We start from the raw sequence: 18,380 nt of genomic DNA on the forward strand, positions 1-18,380 counted from the left end.
GGGCCGATTGTCCCCCACGGGCGGAAAAAGAGGAGGCGATCGCGGCAGGGCCGCGCGTAACCTCCGCGGCATGACAGTGATTGTGCGCGATTTCCGGCCGTCCGACGCCCAGGCGTGGAACCGCGTCCGGCGGACGGTGGTCCCCTACATGGTGGCCACCCCCGAGCAGGTCACCCACGACCTGGCCCACGCCCACCCGGACCGGCACTACCGGCTGCTGGTGGCCGAGCGGGACGGCGAGATCATCGGGACCGCGCAGGCCGGCGTCGCCCACGACAGCACGGAGCCGGGGCAGGGCTACTGCACCCCGCACGTCCTCCCCGGCCACACCGGTCTCGGGGCGGGCTCGTTGCTGCTGAGCACGGCGGAGGAGCATCTGGCGCAGGCGGGGGCCACGGTCGTCCACGCCTGGGTGCTGGACACGCCGGAGAGCCTGGAGTTCGCCCACGGCCGGGGCTACCGTCCGGGCCGCTCCGCCCACTTCCAGCGTCTGGACCTGGCGGGCACGTCCCTGCCGCCGCGCCAGGAGGTCCCGGCGGGCGTCGAGCTGCGGTCGGGGGCCGACTTCGCCGACGACCCCCGGCCGCTCTTCGACGCGGACGCCGCGGTGACCCTGGACGAGCCGAGCGACATCCCCACCGAGCTGGACGACTACGAGGACTGGCTGACGAACATCTGGCGCCACCCGTCCTTCGACGCCGGGCTGACCACGGTGGTGCTGGTGGACGGTCAGGTGGCGGCGTTCAGCGCGGCGGGCACCGACGGGGTCCGGACGTACTCCAGCAATATGACCGGCACCCTGCGGGCGTTCCGGGGGCGGGGTCTGGCGAAGCTGGCGAAGAACGACTCGCTGCACCGGGCGCGGGCGGCCGGGTACACGGACGCCTACACCTCCAACGACACCGGCAACGGCCCGATGCTGGCCGTCAACAAGGGGTTCGGCTACACGATCTGCGCCACGGAGGTCCGCCATGCCCGCACCCTCGGCTGAGCCGCGCGCGCCCCGCTACAGGGGTCTGGTCGTCGCCCTGACCAAGGCGGGCCGCACCAAGATCAGGTACCCGGCGGAGCTGGTCCGCGACGACGGCACCCGGGTCACCGTCCGGGCCCCCTGGGCCGCGCCCGGGGTGCGGGACTTCGGGTTCGTCCGGTTCGAGCCGGGCGATGTCTTCACCGAGCACTACTGGCGGAACCGGTGGTACGCGGTGAAGGAGGTCCGCACCGGTGGCGGCGAACTGAAGGGCTGGTACTGCGACATCACCCGGCCCGCGGTCCTGGCCGACGGGGTGCTGGCGGTCGAGGACCTGGACCTGGACCTGTGGGTGTCGGCGGACGGCTCCCGCGTACTGCGGCTCGACGAGGACGAGTTCGAGGTGAGCGGCCTGGCCGGACGTGACCCCGCGGCGGCGAGGTCGGCGGCCCGCGCCCTGGACGAGCTGGAGCGGCTGGCCCGGGCGGAGGGGCTGACGGGCCTGGTGGACTGACGAGCCGGGTGGACTGACGGGCCGGCCTGCCTCCACGCGGGAGGGGGCCTCAGGGGCGGGGCGCGAAAGCCGCTTCAGGGGCACGGACGCGACTCCGCCACCAGCTCCACCTCGTATCCCGCCTCGTCCTCCAGATGGGCGGCGCGGTGCCCTTCACCGCCCGCGTGCGGATGGCGGTCGGGGTGGAGCAAGCGCCACCCGTGGGCGGGAGCCTCGGCCGTGAGGGAGTCCAGCGTGGCCCGGTCCGCGACGTGGAAGGCCAGGTGGTCGAGGCCCGGACGGCGGCGGTCGTGGTGGTCGGCGGAGAGGTCGGGCGACTGCTCGATGACCACGTAACTCTCGCCGCGCCGCCAGCTGCGGCCGTCCGCCCAGCGCTGGTACGGGCGGTGGCCGAGCCGCTCCAGGAGCCAGCCCCAGCGCCGCTCCGCACCCGCGAGATCCGGCACCCACAACTCGATGTGGTGCACCCGGCCGGTCCGCTCGGCGGCGGACGGCAGTCCCACGGCCCGGCGGGGGCCGTCCGGCCGGTGGGCGATCGGGTCGCCGTCCTCATGCCAGTGGAGCATGAAGTGCTCGCCCGCCCGATAACCGTCCAGGCCCGCACGGCAGTACGCGACCATGTCGTCCGGGAGGGCGTCCAGCGGGAACCAGTCCAGCTCGGAGCACTTCCGCGGCTCCGCGTTGTGCGGCGGGTGCTCCGCGTCGTACTCCGCGACGAAGAACCAGCCCATGCGCGCCCCGCCGCCGGGGCCTCGGTGCTGCATGACGAGGGCGACCCGCAGCGCGTCGGCATCCAGCCTGACGCCGATCTCCTCGGCGGCCTCCCGGATCATCGCCTCGCGGACGTCCTCACCGTCCTCCGCGTGGCCGGAGGGCATGTTCAGCAGGCCGTCCGCATACCCCGTGCCGGCGCGGCGGGCGAGCAGGACGTCCGGGCCGCGGCGCAGGATCAGGTGGACGTCGACGACCTCGGTGTGCCGGTGGGGCGGCTCGGCGCGGGCCACCAGGGCATACCGCTCGTCGTCGACCTGCTTGCCCCACAGCCGCGGGTCGGCGGCCAGGTCCTCGTGGTGCACGCGCTCGGTGTGCGGGGCGAGCAGAGCGGTGATCCGGGCGGCGGAGAGCCCGACACCGCCCCGCACCCCCTCGATCAGCACGAGCCGGCCGCCCGGCTTCAGCAGGCCGAACCAGTGGGCCAGGACGGCCGCCGGGTCGGGCAGCAGCCAGACGACGTGCCGGGCCATGATCACGTCGAACGCCCGCTCCCCCACCGGCGGCCGGGCCGCGTCCCCGACCAGGACCTCGGCGCCGGTGCCGGCGAGCTTGGCGCGGGCCCGCTCGGCCATCCGGGGCGACCGGTCGACGGCGGTGACCCGGTGGCCCTGGCCGGCGGTGAGGAGCGCGAGGCTCCCCGTACCGCACCCCAGATCCAGCACGTCGCTGCGGATGCCGGGCAGCCAGCTCTCCAGCCGCCCGGCCCACGCGTCGCGCACAACGGGGTCGAGGAGCCCGTGGTCGGGCTCCTCGTCGAAGGATCCGGCCGCCGCGTCCCAGTCGATGGTCGTCATGCGTCGATGTTCTCAGCCGCCGCTGACACCGGCGGATTCTTCGCTCTCCGCCCGGCCTCCTCCCCGTCGTACGACGACCAGCCGGCGCACCAGCGGCCACGCCACGATCAGCGCCACGATCGCGTGGACCGTGACGGAGAACGGGGTGTTGACCAGCCCGGTCACGCTGCCGTCACTGATCTGGAGCGCGCGCCGCAACTGCTGTTCGGCGGCCGGCCCGAGGATCACGCCGATGACCGCGGGGAGCACCGGCAGTCCGTAACGCCGCATCCCGAGCCCGATCAGGCCGATGATCAGAAGGATCACCAGGTCCAGGGACTCGCCCCCGACCGCGTACGCACCGACGGCGGCGAAGAAGAGGATGCCCGCGTACAGATAGGGGCGCGGGATCCGCAGGAGCTTCGCCCAGACGGGCGCGAGCGGCAGGTTGAGGGTGAGCAGCAGCACCATGCCGACGAAGAGCGAGGCGATGAGGCCCCAGACCAGCTCGGGTTCGCGTTCGAACAGCAGGGGCCCGGGCTGGATCCCGTACTGCTGGAAGGCGGCCAGCATCACGGCGGCGACCGCGGTGGTGGGCAGGCCCAGGGTGAGCATCGAGACGAGGGTTCCGGCGGCAGAGGCGGAGGCCGCCGACTCCGGTCCGGCGACGCCTTCGATGGCTCCCTTGCCGAACTGGGCGCGGTGCTTGGAGAACCGCTTCTCGGTGACGTAGCTGAGGAAGGTGGGGATCTCCGCGCCGCCCGCGGGTATCGCCCCGAACGGGAAACCGATCAGCGGACCGCGCAGCCACGGCTTCCAGGTGCGGCGCAGGTCGTCCCGGCCGAGCCAGGGGCGGCCGACGGGGATCGCCTCGCCGGTGGTGCGGCGCAGGTGCGCGGCGACCCAGAGGGCCTCGCCGATGGCGAAGAGGCCGACCGCGACGATCACCACGTCGACTCCGTCGGCCAGGTGCAGCGAGCCGAAGGTGAGGCGCTGCTGACCCGTCATCCGGTCAAGGCCGACCAGACCGATGGTGAGGCCGATGAGCAGGGAGGCGAGGCCGCGGATGCGGGAGGCGCCGAGGACGGAGGTGACGGCGATGAAGGCCAGCACCATGATGGCGAAGTAGTCGGGGGCGCCGATGCCGATGGCCAGGGCGGCGACCGTCGGGGCGAGGACGACGAGCAGGATCGTGCCGATCATGCCGCCCGCGAAGTGGCCGATCGCGGCGGCGGCCAGCGCCTGGGCCCCGCGTCCGGCCTTCGCCATCGGGTTGCCCTCGATCGCGGCGACCACGGCTGCGCTCTCACCGGGGGTGTTGAGGAGGATCGAGGTGGTGGAGCCGCCGAACATCGCACCGTAGTAGATCCCGGCGAACATGATGAAGGCGCCGGTCGGGTCGAGTCCGTACGTCACCGGGAGCAGCAGGGCCACGGCCATGGCGGGTCCGATGCCGGGCAGCACACCGATCGCGGTGCCGAGCAGCACACCGAGGGCGGCCCAGAGCAGGTTGGCCGGCGTGAGCGCTGTACCGAAGCCGTCGAGGAGGGAGTTGAGGGAGTCCATCGGTCAGATCACCCCCATCAGCGGGCCGCCCGGAAGCGGGACACCGAGCAGGTTGTCGAAGACGACATAGGTGGCGAGCGCGAGCACGGCGGCGATCAGCGGATCGCGGTCGTGGTGGCGGCTGCCGAGCGCGTACGCGGAGCCCCAGAAGAGCAGCGCCCCGGCGATCGGGAAACCGAGCGGGCCGATCAGGACGGCGGCGGCGAGGAAGACGCCGCTCAGCAGGAGGACGGTGCGCCAGTCGGCGGGTTCGTCGAGGTCGACGTCCTCGCCGCCCTCGGCCTCGCCCCGGCCGCCGCGCAGGACGTCGACGGCGAGGAGGACGGCGACCAGGAGGAGCGCCGAACCGACGACGAGGGGGACGGTACGGGGGCCGACCGGGCCGCGCTGGGCGATGCCGACGCTCATGGTGAGGGCGTCGGTGAGAACGAGGGTGCCGATGGCCAGGAGCAGTACGCAGACGCCGAGTTCGGAGTGGTCGCGCAGCCAGGAGCGGGGGGTGTTGTCCCGCTTCTCGGCGGACTCACCGGTGGGAACTTCGGATTCGGTGGTCACAATCCCAGCTCCTTCAGGACGGTGGCGACACGGCGGTCCTGCTCGTCGAGGAAGTCCCCGAAGGGTTCACCGGCGAGGAAGGCGTCGTCCCAGCCGTTCTTCTTCATCGACTCCTGCCACTCCTTCGATCCGTGCAGCTTCCGGATCAGGCCGGTGAGCTTGGTGCGTTCGGCGTCCGAGAGACCGGGGGGCGCGACGACGCCGCGCCAGTTGGTGAACTCGGTGTCGAGACCGGCCTCGCGCAAGGTGGGCGCGTCCATGCCGGGCACGCGCTTCGGGCCGGTGACGGCGAGCAGCCGCAGTTCGCCGGCCTCGATCTGGTCGCGGTACTCGCCGAGGCCGGAGACGCCGAAGCCGACCTTGTTGCCGAGGACGGAGGCCAGCAGCTCGCCGCCGCCGTCGAACGGGACGTAGTTGACCGCCTTCGGCGCGATCCCGGCGGCCTGCGCCATGAGCATGGGGGCGAGGTGGTCGGGCCCGCCGGGCGACGATCCACCACCGACCGGCACGGCGGCCGGGTTCTTCTTCCAGGCGGTGAGCAGGTCACCGATGGTGCGGTACGGGGAGTTCTTGGCGACGACGACGATGTCCGGCTCCTCGGTGAGCCGGGCGATCGGGGTGGTGTCGGCGAGGGTGCTCGGGGACTTGTTGGTGTGGACGGCGCCGACGACACCGAGCCCCATGGAGAGGGCGAGCTTTCCGTTGCCGTGTTCGCCGACGAGCCGGGTGAGGCCGACCGTGCCGCCGGCGCCGGGCAGGTTGAACACCTCGATGTTGTGGGTGAGTCCGGCGTCCTCGGCGTCCTTGGCCAAGGTGCGGGCGGTGATGTCGTAGCCGCCGCCGGGGGTGTTCGGGACCATGAAGCGGAGCCCGGGAATCTGGGTGCCGGTGTCGGAGCCGTCGCCCGTGGCGAGCAGGGGTGGCCCCACCAGCACCAGCAGCGCGGCTCCGAGCAGGGCGAGGGGAGTGCGTAGTCGCACGGGTTCCGCCTTTCGCTGTGAAGTGGCCCACATGTTGCCCGCGCGTTAACAACCTGTCTCCCTTCCGGAATCAACGGACGTTGTGGTCGTTGTGGTCGCGGCTTAGCGTGTCGGCGTGACAACCGTGCTGGTGGTGGACGACGACTTCATGGTCGCCAAGCTGCACAGCCGCTATGTGTCCGCCATGGACGGCTTCACGGTCGTCGGGGTGGCCCACAACGGCGCCGACGCGTTGCGGGCGGCCGAGCGGCTGCGCCCCGACCTGGTGCTGCTCGACATCTACCTGCCCGACATGGACGGGATCGACGTGCTGCGCGCCCTGCGCACGGCGGAGGAACAGGACACCTCACGCCCCAGCACGGACGCCCTGTTCATCACGGCGGCGAGGGACGCCGGAGTGATCCGGGCAGCGCTGCGGGCAGGGGCCCTGCACTACCTCATCAAGCCGTTCAGCCGGCCCGCCCTCCAGGAGCAGCTGCGCCATGTCGTCGCGCTCCGCATCCGCCTGGACGAACTGGGCGAGGCGCGCCAGGAGGACGTGGACCAGATCTTCGGCACCCGCCCGCCCGGCTCCCGCGAGCTCCCCAAGGGTCTGGCCGCGCCCACGGCGGACCTGGTGGAACGCACCCTGCGCGCCCGCCCCGAGGGCCTGTCCGCCTCGGAGTGCGCCGAGGCGGGCGCGCTGTCCCGGGTGAGCACGCGCCGCTACCTGGAGTACTTCGTGGGCACCGGCCGCGCCGAGGTGACGCTGCGCTACGGGGGGACGGGGCGGCCGGAGCGGCGCTACCGGTGGGTCGGGTGAGGCACCGCGACCACGGCGCCAGGACAACCGGGCGACCGGCCGAAGATCGCGCCGCGTCAACTCCGTACGGCGAGCAGGCGCCGCCAGCGGGGCTGCTCGGCGATGAGGCCGGCCGCGGCCAGCACCGCCACGGCAACGGCCCCCCACGTCGGCCAGGCCACCCAGGAGGAGACAACGGCCACGGCCAGGTGGAGCAGCATCACTCCGACGGTCACGACGCCCGGGACGGGCACGAGGATGTGCTCCCTCGCCATCCCGTTGTCGCCCGGGGTGACGAAGACGGTCAGCAGGGCGAGCAGCAGGACCACCGACACCACGGCGAGGAGCACGGAGTGCGGGGCGAGCGCCCAGGGGCGGCAACCCAGGCGACGAGCATGCAGAGGAAGCGGAGCGGGTCCGCCAGACGTATCACGCGCCGACCTTCCCACAAGGAGTCGCGGCGCGGGGCCACTTCCGCCCCATCGGACCGGTGATACGGGAGCCTCCGCTGCGGCCTCTCACCTGAGCCCCCTCTTAGCCCCTCCTTAAAGCGGCCATAAGGATCGCCTCCACCCAGTCCCAGCAGGCCTTTTCACCTTTCCGAGCGGATAGCTTGCTGATCGCCGGGGCGGATTCGGTCCCGGCGCCCCACTGTTGTGCCGCTGTGAAGGAGAACCCTCCATGACCGCTCGTCGCAAGGCCGCCGGGATCGTCGCTCTCGGCTTCGCACCCCTCGCGCTGGCCGGATTCGCCGCCACTCCGGCGCTCGCCCACGGTTCGCTCACCGACCCGGTGAGCCGGGTGTCCGCGTGCTTCGCGGAGGGGCCGGAGAGCCCGGTGTCGGCGGCGTGCAAGGCGGCGGTCGCGGCGGGCGGTACGCAGGCGCTGTACGACTGGAACGGGGTGAACATCGCCAACGCGGCGGGCAAGCACCGTGAGTTGATCCCGGACGGCAAGCTGTGCAGCGCGGCCAACGACAAGTTCCAGGGGCTCGACCTGCCGCGCGCCGACTGGCCGGCCTCCCCCGTGAAGGCGGGCAAGCACACCTTCAAGTTCCGGGGCACGGCCCCGCACAAGGGGTCCTTCGAGCTGTACCTGACCAAGCCCGGCTACGATCCGACGAAGCCGCTGGCCTGGTCGGACCTGGAGGCGAAGCCCTTCGCCGAGGCCACCGACCCGGTGCTGGTGGACGGTTCGTATGTCTTCGACGGGACCATCCCGGACCGGGCGGGGCGGCAGCTGATCTACACGGTGTGGCAGCGCTCCGACTCCCCCGAGGCCTTCTACGCCTGCTCCGACGTGGTCTTCGGTGGCGGGTCGGCCGGTACGGGCGGCGCGGGCGGCGGCGACGCACAGGAGGAGGAGAAGCCCTCGGGTGAGGCGCCGGAGACCGGCGAAGGTGCTCCCGCGCCGGCCCCTTCCGCTCCCTCCGAGGACGCGATCACCGAGGGCGCCGACAAGTCCTCCGTCGAGCACAACGGGCACGGCGACGACGACGCGAACACCGGCGCGAAGGTCGACACCGCCGTTCCCACCGCCCCGGCCGCCGAAGCCGCCGAGGCCGACGCCGGCAACGCGCCGCAGGCCAACGCGGCCGGTCAGGAGGATGTGCTCGCCAAGACCGGGGGGTCGAGCAGCAGCACGTACCTCGCCGTGGGCGGGGCCGCCGTGCTCGCCGTCGGTGCGGCCGTGCTGTTCTCCTCGCAGCGGCGCCGGGCCGTCGCCTCCAGCGGTCGCCACAGCCGCTGACCCACGCGCCGGCCATGAACACGGGCCGAGGTCGCTGTCCGCCCCACCGGACAGCGGCCTCGGCCCGACCTGCGTCGTACGTCAGCCGATCACCGAGGAGCAGGTGGTCGGGGTGGCACGCGCCGGGTCCAGGGCGTTCGCCACCTCATGGAACGCGATCCGGTCGACGGTCCCGATCGCCACGTGCTCGGACAGGTCCAGCGGGCACAGGTCCTGGAGCAGGACGTTGCGTACGTTCGGTCCGTCCAGGTACTGCGTGCGGTACGGGGTCACCACCTGGTCGTACTTGGTGGCGATCACGGTGTAGCGGACACCGGGGACGGTGTCGCCGCCCGCGGTGAGCTCGTTGATGAAGGGGGAGCCGGCGACCTGGTCGGCGAGGCCGGGGGTCTTGTCGCTGATGAACTTCTCGACGCCGGGGAAGTACGGCAGCAACTTGGTGAGACCGAGCAGCGTGGTGCCGTGGTTGTCCGGGGCGAGGCCGACGAGGGCGTTGACCTTGGGGCCGCCGCCCAGGAACTTGAGGTAGTAGTTCGGCATCATGCCGCCCTGGGAGTGGCCGACGAGGTCGGCCTTCGGCGCTCCGGTGGAGACGAGCACCTTGTCGACGAACACGTCGAGCTGTTCGGCGGACTTGTCGATGGGGCCGAGGCCGTGGAAGAACGGCACGCCGGGGAGCTGGCCGTAGTCGAGGGAGAAGACGCAGTAGCCCCGGTTGACCAGGTAGGGGGCGAGGACCAGCCAGTTGTCGATCGAGTTCCCGAAGGTTCCGTGGACCAGGACGACCGGGCGGGGGTGGGCAGCGGAGGGCTTGCAGGAGTAGTCGTTCCAGCCACGGGAGGTGGCCGCCGCGGCGCTGGGGGCAGCCGCCGTCGCCGTCGCCGTGGGGGCGACGAGGAGGGTGAGGGCCAGGAGCAGGGCGGCGAAGACGCTGCGCGTGCGGGGAACGCGCGCAGCACGGAACCAGGGCAGCATCGAGTGGTCTCCTTGCGGCTCAAGGGGGGTGCGATGACGGTGCGCCCTGTGGCCCGGACCACAAGCTTTCGGTGCTCATGCCAAATTACGCACGGGTAAGGTCGGGAGGGAAGTTACGCGTCGGTAAAAAGTGGCGCGGCCTCACCGTGGATCGCGCAGCGGCGTCGACCGCGTGATCGCTCAGCGGCTCGGCTGGGTGATCGCTTAGCGGCGTCGACCACGTGATCGCGTAGCGGCATCGGCCAGGTGATCGCTCAGCGGCTCGGCCAGGTGATCGCGCGGCGGCATCGGCCACATGATCAGGCCGCGAGTCCCGCCGGCTTCACTGCCCCCGGCCCGAACCTCTCCCGCAGCCGGTCCGCCACCTCCTCGATCCGGCGCGACCGCTCGTCCGCCGGGTCGAAGGTGAGCTGGCGGGAGGCCCGCTCGGCGTCGGCCAGACCCTCCGCGCGCAGCGCGATCCCCCGCACCCGGGCCCGCTGGAGCCCGAAGGACTCGTGGATCCGGTAGGCGAGCGCGGTGAGCGCCGCCGAGTGCGCGGTGGGCTCCCCCAGCGTCCGGCTCCGGGTCAGCGTCGCGTAGCCGGTCCGGTCCGCGTACCGCACCGAGACCGCCAGCGACCGGCACACCTGCCCCTCGCCCCGCAGCCGCGCCCCCAAATCCTCGGTGAGCGAGAGGAGGGCGCGGCGGTGCTGCTCGGGGGCCAGTTCGTCGCGCGGGAAGGAGCGTTCGGCGGCGATCGAGCGGGCGGCCGCGTTCGGGACCACCCGCGTACGGTCGATGCCCCGCGCCCGCTCCCACACCTCGCGCCCGGTGCGTACGCCGGTGACGCGCTGGAGCGTGGCCAGGGGGGCGGCGGCGATCCGGCCGACGGAGTCGAGCCCGTATCCGCACAGGGTGCGGGCCGTGGCGGTCCCGACCCCGTCCAGGGCGGCGGCCGGGAGCGGCGCGAGGAACGCGGCCTCCTCGCCCCGGTCCACCACGAAGGTGGTCCCGGGCGCGGCCCGGCGGGCCGCCATCCGGGCCAGCATGGGGTTGCTCCCCGCCCCGATCGCGCAGTCCACGCCGTGCAGGGCGAGCGCCCGGACCCGGATCACCGAGGCCAGGCCCCGCGCGTCGCGCCCGAAGTAGCGCAGCGCGCCGCCCACGTCGGCGAGCGCCCCGTCGGGCGGTGCGGCCTCGACGACCGGGGTGAACGCGTCGAGCAGGGCGAGCAGCCCGGTGTAGCCGGCGCTGTCGGGGGGCCCGCCGCCGGTCCTGCGGAACCGCAGGTACAGGATTGCCGGGTCTTCCGTCATCCCGCGCTCCCCGGTGAGTGGTGCCACAACTTCCTTCCGGTGGGTGCCCCTTCGCCGGGTGGCTGAAGGTCGGCCCAGGGGTTCATCTCAAAACCGGTCTCCATCCGTATACGACGTCCGGGCCCCGGCTCCTTCTCCTCGTCGCCCTTCTCCGGTGTCCCCTCCGCCAGCCGGGCCGCCACCGCGTCGAGCCCTCCGGTGCGGCGCAGTTCGGCCAGTTCGGCGAGGTTCCAGGCGGCCGCGCCCACCACGCTCAGGCTGCGCGCGCCGCGCCGCTGCACCACTCCGCGCACCAGCAGCAGCCAGGAGTGGAAGACGGTGTGCGAGCAGGCGGCTTGACTGTCCTCGAAGAACGCCAGGTCGGCCAGGCCGCTGCCGTCGTCCAGGGTGGTGAAGATGACCCGGCGGCCGGAGCGGATCGGGGGCGTCTGGGTGGCCACCTTGGCCCCGGCGACCAGCACGGTCTCGCCGTGCCGGGCCTCGCGCAGCCGCTTGGCGGAGACCACGCCCAGCTCCTCCAGGAAAGCGTGGTGGTCCCCCATCAGATGGCGGGAGACGTCCATGCTCAGCACCCCGAGCTCGGCGCTCAGCCGCTCCGCCTCGTTGAGGTCGGGCAGTCCGACGGAGCCCGTGCGGTGCCCGTCCCCCAGCGGGAGCTGGGCTCCCCGGGCGCCGGAGCCGGAGCTCCGGTGGGCGCGGTGGAGCTCGGAGAGGTGCAGCAGCAGGTCGCGGCGGTTGGCGCCGAAGGCGTCCAACGCGCCGACCTGCGCGAGGCGTTCGGCGACCGGGCGGCCCGGACGGGCGCGCTGCCAGAAGTCCAGCAGCGAGGTGTAGGGCTGACCCTCCTCGATCCGGGCGGCCTCCGCCTCGCTGATGCCGTGGACGTCCGAGAGTGCGAGACGCAGCCCCCACACCTCTTTCCGCTCCCCTTCATCAGACACCAGTTCGATTCGATGGGCGACCGCCGACCGGTTCACATCGAGCGGCAGCACCGGCACCCCGCGCCGTCGGGCGTCCGCGAGCAGCAGCCGCTTCGGGTACATGCCGGGGTCGTGCGTGAGCAGACCGGCGTAGAAGGCGGCCGGGTGGTGCGCCTTGAGCCAGGCCGACTGGTACGTCGGGACGGCGAACGCGACGGCGTGCGCCTTGCAGAAGCCGTAGCTGCCGAACGCCTCGATGATCTTCCAGGTCCGGGCGATCACCTCGCCGTCGTACCCTCGGGCCGCCGCGTGCCGTGCGAACCAGACCTTGATCAGCCCCTTCGACTCGGGGTGGGAGAGCCCACGCCGCACCCGGTCGGCCTCACCCCGGCCGCAGCCGGTCATGATGGCGACGATCTCGATGATCTGCTCGTGGAAGACGACCACGCCGTAGGTGCCGCGCAGCGGTCCTTCCAGGTCGGGGTGGGGGTAGCGGACCGGCGCGCGGCCGTGCCTGGCCTCGATGAACGGCCGCACCATGTCGGCGGCGACCGGGCCGGGGCGGAACAGCGAGATGTCGACGACCAGGTCGTGGAAGGTGGCGGGCTGGAGCCTGCCGACCAGGTCCCGCTGGCCGGGCGACTCGATCTGGAAGCAGCCCAGCGTCTCGGCGGTGCGGATCATCCGGTACGTCTCCGGGTCGCCCGGCGGTACGGCGTCCAGGTCCACGTCCGCGCCCGAGGCGCGTTTCACCTCGGCGACGGCGTGCGCCATCGCCGACTGCATCCGTACGCCCAGCACATCGAGCTTGAGCAGCCCGAGGTCCTCCACGTCCTCCTTGTCGAACTGCGCCATCGGGAAGCCCTCGCCGCTGGTGGGCATCATCGGCGTACGGTGCAGCAGCCCGACGTCCGAGAGCAGCACCCCGCACGGGTGCATGGCGACCCCGCGCGGCAGCGCGTCCAGCCCTTCCACCAGCTCCCAGAGCCGCCCGTACTTGTCCTGGTTGCGCGCGACCTCCTTCAGCTCGGGCAACTCCTCCATCGCGGCGCGGGCGTCGCGGGCCCGGATGTGCGGGAACGCCTTGGCGAGCCGGTCGGTCTCGGCCGGGTCCATGGAGAGCGCGGCCCCGACGTCCCGGATGGCGTGGCGCACCCGGTAGGTCTCGGGCATGGCGACGGTGGCGACGCGTTCGGGTCCGAAGCGTTCGATGATCCGGCGGTAGACGTCGAGCCGGCGGGCCGATTCGACGTCGATGTCGATGTCGGGCAGGACGAAGCGGCGCTTGGACAGGAAGCGCTCCATGAGCAGTCCGTGCTCGACCGGGTCGGCGTGCGCGATGCCGAGGAGATGGTTGACCAGGGAGCCCGCGCCGGAGCCGCGCGCGGTGACCCGGATACCCATCTCCCTCACGTCGTCGACGACCTGAGCGACCGTCAGGAAGTACGAGGCGAAGCCGTGGTGGGCGATGATGTCCAGCTCCTCGTGCATCCGCTCCCAGTGAACGCGGTCGCGGTCGTGGCCGCGCAGCACCATCCCGGCGGCGGCCCGGGAGGCGAGCACCCGCTGGGCGGTACGCCGGCCGGCGCCGACCAGGTGCGGCTCGGGGAAGTGGATGCCGCCGAGACCGAGGTCGGTGGCGGGGTCGACCCGGCAGGCGTCGGCGGTCCGCCGGGTCTCGGCCAGCAGCCGGGCCGCCGCGCCCTGCCCGAGACCGGCGGCGGAGGCGACCCGCTCGGCGGTCTCCCGCATCGCGCCCTCGTCCTTGAGCCAGCGCTCACCGCTGTCCAGGGGCGAGCGGCGCGGGTCGACGGGGACGAGCCTGCGGGCGGAGTCGAGGACGTCGGCGATGGGGCCCTGCCCCGGGTCGGCGTACCGGACGGCGTTGGTCAGCACGGCCCGTACGCCCTGGTCGGCGGCGAAGCCGAGGGTACGGGCGGCCAGCCGCAGCGATCCGGGCCCGGTGCCCGCGCGGCCGTGGTGGACGGCTTCGAGGCGCAGGTCGTCGCCGTACATCTCCCGCCAGGGTGCGAGCAGGGCCGCAGCCCGGTCGGGGCGGCCCGCGGCGAGCGCCCGGCCCACCTCGGAGGCGGGCCCGAGCAGCACGGTCAGCCCGTCGGCGGGCAGCGCGGCCCGGCCGACCAGGGGCGGCCCGGTGACGCCGGGCGGCCCGGACCCGTCGAACGGCCCGGTGACGTCGAGCGGCCCCGACCCGTCGAACGGCCCGGTGACGTCGAGCGGCCCCGACCCGTCGAACGGCCGGGACCCACCGGGCGATCCGGAAGCACCGGCGGCCACGACACCGCCCTCGGCGCCACGCGCATGGGCGGCGGTGACGAGCCGGCACAGCTCGGCCCAGCCACGTGCGCCGTCCCGGGCGAGGAAGGTGACCCGGGGTGCGGATTCATCGACGAAGGCGCCACCGCGTGCGGGAGTGCGCGGGCGTGCGGCCCGGCTCGCCTCCTGCGCGTACGAGGCGACCGCGAGGTCCACCCCGAAGAGGGGCCGGACCTCGACCGCCTCCTCCTGGCACGCCTTGGCGAAGCGGACCGCCCCCGCGAGGGTGTCGCGGTCGGTCAGCGCGAGGGCGCCCATCCCCCGCCCGGCGGCACGCTCGGCGAGCCGCTCGGGGTGCGAGGCCCCGTACCGCAGGGAGAACCCCGAGACGGTATGGAGATGCGTGAAACCGGACATCCGCACCTCCTGAACCGTTCCGACCGTTCCGTCACTCACCACCCCCGTTCTCCACCATAGACCAATCTTCGAACACTCGTACGATATCCAGTGTGCGGAGCGCCACGTAGGCCGCGTGCGCGCCCCAGGGGGTGTCCGGCCCCGATCCGCCGGACTCCCCCTAAGCCGTTCGGCCCCGCCCCGCCTGCGCGAACACCGTCCCGCCCGGACGGTAGGGGCATGACCTTCGTCGACGAGGTGAAGAACGCCGTCACTCCACGGGCCGCCCTGCTCGTCATCGGCGTACTCGGACTGCAACTGCTGTTCATCGCGTCCTACGTCGGGGCACTGCACCACCCGAAGCCGACGGATGTCGCCTTCGGGGTGGTGGCCCCGCAGCAGGCGTCCCAGCAGCTCGTCACCCAGCTCGACGGACTTCCCGGCGGACCGCTGGACCCCCGTGCGGTGAGCAGCGAGGCCGAGGCGCGCCGGCAGATCATGAACCGCGACATCGACGGCGCCCTGATCGTCTCGCCCCAGGGCCGGACCGACACCCTGCTGGTCGCTTCCGGCGGTGGAACCGCCCTGGTCACCGCCCTGGAGCGGACCCTCACCGAGGCCGACGCCTCCCAGCAGCGCAGCGTGCGGACCGTGGACGTCGCCCCGGCCTCCGGCGAGGACTTCAACGGGCTCTCGTCCTTCTACCTGGTCGTCGGCTGGTGCGTGGGCGGTTACCTCTGCGCCTCGATCCTGGCGATCAGCGCCGGCGCCAAGCCCGCCAACCGGCAGCGCGCGGCGATCCGGGCCGGCAGCATGGCCCTCTACTCGATCGTCGGCGGCATCGGCGGCGCGATCATCGTCGGCCCGGTCCTCGACGCGCTGCCGGGCAGTTTCTGGGCACTGTCCGGCCTGGGCGCCCTGGTCGTCTTCGCGGTCGGCATGATCACGCTCGCCCTGCAGGCCCTCACCGGCATCGTCGGTATCGGCCTGGCGGTCCTGATCGTCGTCATCGCGGGCAACCCGAGCGCGGGCGGCGCCTTCCCGCTCCCGATGCTCCCGGACTTCTGGCGGGCGATCGGCCCGGCCCTCCCCCCGGGCGCGGGCACCTGGGCGGCCCGCTCGATCGCCTACTTCCGGGGCAACGCGACCACCGGCCCGCTGCTGGTGCTCTCCGCCTGGGCGGTCGTGGGCACGGCCCTGACCCTGCTGCTGTCGATGCGGCACCGACCGGAGACCGGCCCGGCGGACACCCCCGCCACCCCGGCACCGGGCACCGGCGGGTCGACGGCGGCCTGAGGCCGGGCCCGCTTCCCCGCCCTCCCTCTCACCAGGGTGCCTGGTCCGCGTACGGCTTCGACCGGACGACGGACCACTGCAGCGGCTCCCCCGACAACCCGTTCGGCTTCCCGGGCAGGACCGGCTCCGGCGGTCTCGCCCGGGCCGCCTGACCCGGCCACGGAAGAGGCCCCCGGCGGACCGGGGGCCTCTCCTCACCGCACTACCGCGACGCGGACCCGAGGGTCAGCCGATCTCGGCCCCGTAGGCGGCGAGCGCCTCGGTGACCGGCTGGAAGAAGGTCGTGCCACCCGAGGAGCAGTCGCCGCTGCCGCCCGAGGTCAGGCCGAGTGCGGTGTCGCCCGCGAAGAGGGCGCCGCCGCTGTCGCCCGGTTCGGCGCAGACCGTCGTCTGGATGAGGCCGTTGACGATGTCGCCGTTGCCGTAGTTGACCGTGGCGTTCAGCGCGGTGACCTCACCGTCGTGCAGCTGGGTGGTGGAGCCGCTGCGGGTGACCGCCTGGCCGACCGTCGCGTCGCCCGCCTGGGTGATCGCCTGGGTGGAGCCGTTGTACAGGTTGACCTCGCTCGGGTGCGCGGTGTCCGAGGTGTACTTGACCAGGCCGTAGTCGTTCTCGGGGAAGCTGGAGCCCTCGTTGGCCCCGATCTCCGCGCCGCCCTGGGTGTCGGACCAGCTGGTGACCGACGCGGTGCAGTGGCCGGCGGTCAGGAAGTACGGCTCACCGTCCTTGACCACGTTGAAGCCGAGCGAGCAGCGGGAGCCGGAGCCCCAGATCGCGTCGCCGCCCGCGATCAGCGGCTTGAACTCGCCCGACGTCTTGTTCAGTTCGGCCTTGCCGCCGAGACCCTCGACCACGGCCGAGAGCTTCTTCCAGGCCGCGCCGTCGACCGTGCTGTCGGCGGTGACGAGGACCTTGTTGCTCACCGGGTCGACGGCCCAGGAGGTGCCCGGGATCGTCGCCTTGTCGGTGAGGGTCTGCCGGGCCGACTTCAGCTCGGCGAGGGAGTGCTCCACGACTCTGGCCTTGCCGCCCGTCCGGCGGACCTGCTCGGCGGCGCTCTCGTCGACGACGTTGACGACGAGGGCCTTCGTCCTCGTGTCGTAGTACGAGCCGGCCGCGTCCGCGCCCAGGTCCCGGTCGAGCGTGGTGGCCAGCTTTCCGGCCGCGTCCGCGCTGAGCGTCTTGACCGTGGGCTGCGGTATCTCATCGCTGGCGTTCGCGGTCTGGACCGTGAATCCCGCTACGACCAGGGCGACCACGGCCGATCCGGCCACCGTCGCGCGCTTCCTGGAAATGCGTCGATGCTGCAACTTCGACCTCCTGTGGGGCCGTGCACGGAGCAAGTGGGGTGCCCGTACACGGAGGATGGGGCGCTCACTATTCCGAGGCCGTGAAACGCACACAAGGTCGGCTTCCAGACGTGCACACGACACCGACGGTTCACCCGCGCCGTGTTCACTTACCCTGGGTCACGCCCCGTCGATGCCCCCGGGACCTTCACAGTTGCTGCCGCCGAAGAGTCCCCGTACCGCCCCTGATGGGTCATCATCGAGACGGCAGCACACGCCGGGCGCACCGTGCCCGGGCCGGGCCGGGGGTGAACCGAGCTGAGGAGGCGCGGGTGCGCAGTCGGGTGCGCGCGGCGGACGGGCGGCATCTGATGGTGGAGCGGCTGGGTGATCCACGGGGCAGACCGGTCTTCCTGCTGCACGGGACGCCTGGCAGCCGGCTCGGGCCCGCTCCCCGTGGCATGGTCCTCTATCAGCGTCATACGCAGCTGATCGCCTACGACCGCCCGGGGTACGGCGGTAGCGACCGGCACGAGGGCCGCCGGGTCGCCGATGTCGTGGCGGACGTCTCGGCGATCGCCGACTCGCTGGACCTGGAGCGGTTCGCCGTCGTGGGCCGCTCCGGCGGGGCCCCGCACGCGCTGGCGTGTGCGGCGCTGATGCCCGAGCGGGTCACCCGGACCGCCGCCCTGGTCGGGCTCGCGCCCCGGGACGCGGCCGGGCTCGACTGGTTCGAGGGGATGGCCGCGTCCAACGTACTCGCGTACTCGACGGCGACCGCCGACCCGGACGGTCTGGCGGAGTCCTTCATCACCCGCTCGGCGCAGATCCGGCAGGACCCGGCCCGGCTCCTGGACGATCTGCGCCGGGAGCTGACCGACTCCGACCGGGTGGTGGTCAACGACGCGGGAATCCGGCGCATGCTGCTGCGCAACTACCGCGAGGGGTTACGTACGTCGGCCTACGGCTGGATCGACGACGCCATCGCGTTCTGCACCCCCTGGGGCTTCGAACCGGCCCGGATCACCGGCCAGGTGATGCTCTGGCACGGGGTGAAGGACGTGTTCACCCCGGTCGGCCACTCCCGCTGGCTGGCCGGTCAGATCCCGGGCGCCACCGTCGTACTGGAACCGGCGGCGGCGCACTTCGACGCGCTGTCCGTGCTCCCCGACATCCTCAGCTGGCTGCTGGACGACCGCGAGGAACCGGACCGGCCCGCCACGGCGGCCACCGTGCCCGGCAGCTGAGCGAGCCGGTCCCCGGGAA

At 72.9% G+C, this 18,380-nt stretch carries 15 protein-coding genes; 6 read left to right on the forward strand and 9 right to left on the reverse strand.

Translation table 11 applies throughout. The annotated features are described in order from the left end of the window. Positions 1-70 precede the first annotated feature (70 nt). Entirely contained in the window at positions 71-991 is a 921-nt protein-coding gene (locus tag ACIQAK_RS16270; RefSeq protein WP_366389692.1) for a GNAT family N-acetyltransferase, read from the forward strand. Beyond that, positions 972-1,484, forward strand: a complete 513-nt coding sequence (locus ACIQAK_RS16275; RefSeq protein WP_366389691.1) for a DUF402 domain-containing protein — start codon at positions 972-974, stop codon at positions 1,482-1,484. Before ACIQAK_RS16270 ends, ACIQAK_RS16275 begins: the two co-directional genes overlap by 20 nt. A 74-nt stretch (positions 1,485-1,558) precedes the next feature. On the opposite strand, the gene ACIQAK_RS16280 is transcribed toward ACIQAK_RS16275, so the two are convergent. Genes ACIQAK_RS16280 through ACIQAK_RS16295 form a run of 4 tightly spaced genes read right to left on the reverse strand, consistent with a single transcriptional unit; the run spans position 1,559 to position 6,132 of the window. Next, on the reverse strand, positions 1,559-3,052 hold the full coding sequence (locus tag ACIQAK_RS16280; RefSeq protein WP_366389690.1) for a trifunctional class I SAM-dependent methyltransferase/NUDIX hydrolase/VOC family protein: 1,494 nt from the start codon (positions 3,050-3,052) through the stop codon (positions 1,559-1,561). A gap of 12 nt (positions 3,053-3,064) precedes the next feature. Beyond that, a complete protein-coding gene (locus ACIQAK_RS16285) occupies positions 3,065-4,597 on the reverse strand; it encodes a tripartite tricarboxylate transporter permease (protein WP_366389689.1) in 1,533 nt (510 codons plus the stop codon). Positions 4,598-4,600: 3 nt separating this feature from the next. Then, on the reverse strand, positions 4,601-5,152 hold the full coding sequence (locus tag ACIQAK_RS16290) for a tripartite tricarboxylate transporter TctB family protein (protein ID WP_366389688.1): 552 nt from the start codon (positions 5,150-5,152) through the stop codon (positions 4,601-4,603). Further along, positions 5,149-6,132 (reverse strand): tripartite tricarboxylate transporter substrate-binding protein, encoded by a 984-nt coding sequence (locus ACIQAK_RS16295; protein WP_366389687.1) that lies wholly within the window; start codon positions 6,130-6,132, stop codon positions 5,149-5,151. The genes ACIQAK_RS16290 and ACIQAK_RS16295 overlap by 4 nt, the downstream gene beginning before the upstream one ends. A 148-nt stretch (positions 6,133-6,280) precedes the next feature. Between ACIQAK_RS16295 and ACIQAK_RS16300 the strand changes: the two genes are divergently transcribed. Then, positions 6,281-6,934, forward strand: coding sequence for a response regulator (locus tag ACIQAK_RS16300; RefSeq protein ID WP_401848223.1), 654 nt, complete (start codon positions 6,281-6,283; stop codon positions 6,932-6,934). A 56-nt stretch (positions 6,935-6,990) separates the two neighbouring features. Here ACIQAK_RS16300 and ACIQAK_RS16305 read toward each other — a convergent pair whose 3' ends face one another. Further along, entirely contained in the window at positions 6,991-7,263 is a 273-nt protein-coding gene (locus ACIQAK_RS16305; protein WP_366389686.1) for a hypothetical protein, read from the reverse strand. Between the two features lie 331 nt (positions 7,264-7,594). Here ACIQAK_RS16305 and ACIQAK_RS16310 point away from each other — a divergent pair, with 331 nt between their 5' ends. Then, positions 7,595-8,662 carry a lytic polysaccharide monooxygenase gene (locus ACIQAK_RS16310; protein ID WP_366389685.1) on the forward strand — a complete coding sequence of 356 codons (1,068 nt, stop codon included), beginning with the start codon at positions 7,595-7,597 and terminating at the stop codon, positions 8,660-8,662. A gap of 81 nt (positions 8,663-8,743) precedes the next feature. Here the strand turns inward: ACIQAK_RS16310 and ACIQAK_RS16315 are convergent, their stop codons facing one another. The 3 genes from ACIQAK_RS16315 to ACIQAK_RS16325 all read right to left on the reverse strand — a co-directional run bounded on the left by ACIQAK_RS16315 (position 8,744) and on the right by ACIQAK_RS16325 (position 14,549). Further along, a complete protein-coding gene (locus ACIQAK_RS16315; protein WP_366389684.1) occupies positions 8,744-9,637 on the reverse strand; it encodes an alpha/beta fold hydrolase in 894 nt (297 codons plus the stop codon). A gap of 299 nt (positions 9,638-9,936) precedes the next feature. Beyond that, positions 9,937-10,935 carry a DNA polymerase thumb domain-containing protein gene (locus tag ACIQAK_RS16320; RefSeq protein WP_366389683.1) on the reverse strand — a complete coding sequence of 333 codons (999 nt, stop codon included), beginning with the start codon at positions 10,933-10,935 and terminating at the stop codon, positions 9,937-9,939. Beyond that, positions 10,932-14,549, reverse strand: coding sequence for a DNA polymerase III subunit alpha (locus ACIQAK_RS16325; RefSeq protein ID WP_366389682.1), 3,618 nt, complete (start codon positions 14,547-14,549; stop codon positions 10,932-10,934). The genes ACIQAK_RS16320 and ACIQAK_RS16325 overlap by 4 nt, the downstream gene beginning before the upstream one ends. A 219-nt stretch (positions 14,550-14,768) precedes the next feature. On the opposite strand from ACIQAK_RS16325, the gene ACIQAK_RS16330 reads away from it, so the two are divergent. After that, positions 14,769-15,824, forward strand: a complete 1,056-nt coding sequence (locus ACIQAK_RS16330; protein ID WP_366389681.1) for a DUF3533 domain-containing protein — start codon at positions 14,769-14,771, stop codon at positions 15,822-15,824. A 225-nt stretch (positions 15,825-16,049) separates the two neighbouring features. Here the strand turns inward: ACIQAK_RS16330 and ACIQAK_RS16335 are convergent, their stop codons facing one another. Further along, a complete protein-coding gene (locus tag ACIQAK_RS16335) occupies positions 16,050-17,228 on the reverse strand; it encodes a S1 family peptidase (protein WP_366389680.1) in 1,179 nt (392 codons plus the stop codon). 218 nt (positions 17,229-17,446) lie between these two features. On the opposite strand from ACIQAK_RS16335, the gene ACIQAK_RS16340 reads away from it, so the two are divergent. Then, entirely contained in the window at positions 17,447-18,361 is a 915-nt protein-coding gene (locus tag ACIQAK_RS16340) for an alpha/beta hydrolase (RefSeq protein WP_366389679.1), read from the forward strand. The last annotated feature ends 19 nt before the right edge of the window (positions 18,362-18,380 follow it).

Origin of the sequence: Streptomyces sp. NPDC088706, from assembly GCF_044752765.1 — a bacterium.
Classification (GTDB): domain Bacteria; phylum Actinomycetota; class Actinomycetes; order Streptomycetales; family Streptomycetaceae; genus Streptomyces.

Coding starts and splice junctions, on each gene's coding strand:
- ACIQAK_RS16270 (WP_366389692.1), top strand. CDS start 71: ATGACAGTGATTGTGCGCGATTTCCGGCCGTCCGACGCCCAGGCGTGG.
- ACIQAK_RS16275 (WP_366389691.1), top strand. CDS start 972: ATGCCCGCACCCTCGGCTGAGCCGCGCGCGCCCCGCTACAGGGGTCTG.
- ACIQAK_RS16280 (WP_366389690.1), bottom strand. CDS start 3,052: ATGACGACCATCGACTGGGACGCGGCGGCCGGATCCTTCGACGAGGAG.
- ACIQAK_RS16285 (WP_366389689.1), bottom strand. CDS start 4,597: ATGGACTCCCTCAACTCCCTCCTCGACGGCTTCGGTACAGCGCTCACG.
- ACIQAK_RS16300 (WP_401848223.1), top strand. CDS start 6,281: ATGGTCGCCAAGCTGCACAGCCGCTATGTGTCCGCCATGGACGGCTTC.
- ACIQAK_RS16310 (WP_366389685.1), top strand. CDS start 7,595: ATGACCGCTCGTCGCAAGGCCGCCGGGATCGTCGCTCTCGGCTTCGCA.
- ACIQAK_RS16315 (WP_366389684.1), bottom strand. CDS start 9,637: ATGCTGCCCTGGTTCCGTGCTGCGCGCGTTCCCCGCACGCGCAGCGTC.
- ACIQAK_RS16320 (WP_366389683.1), bottom strand. CDS start 10,935: ATGACGGAAGACCCGGCAATCCTGTACCTGCGGTTCCGCAGGACCGGC.
- ACIQAK_RS16325 (WP_366389682.1), bottom strand. CDS start 14,549: ATGTCCGGTTTCACGCATCTCCATACCGTCTCGGGGTTCTCCCTGCGG.
- ACIQAK_RS16330 (WP_366389681.1), top strand. CDS start 14,769: ATGACCTTCGTCGACGAGGTGAAGAACGCCGTCACTCCACGGGCCGCC.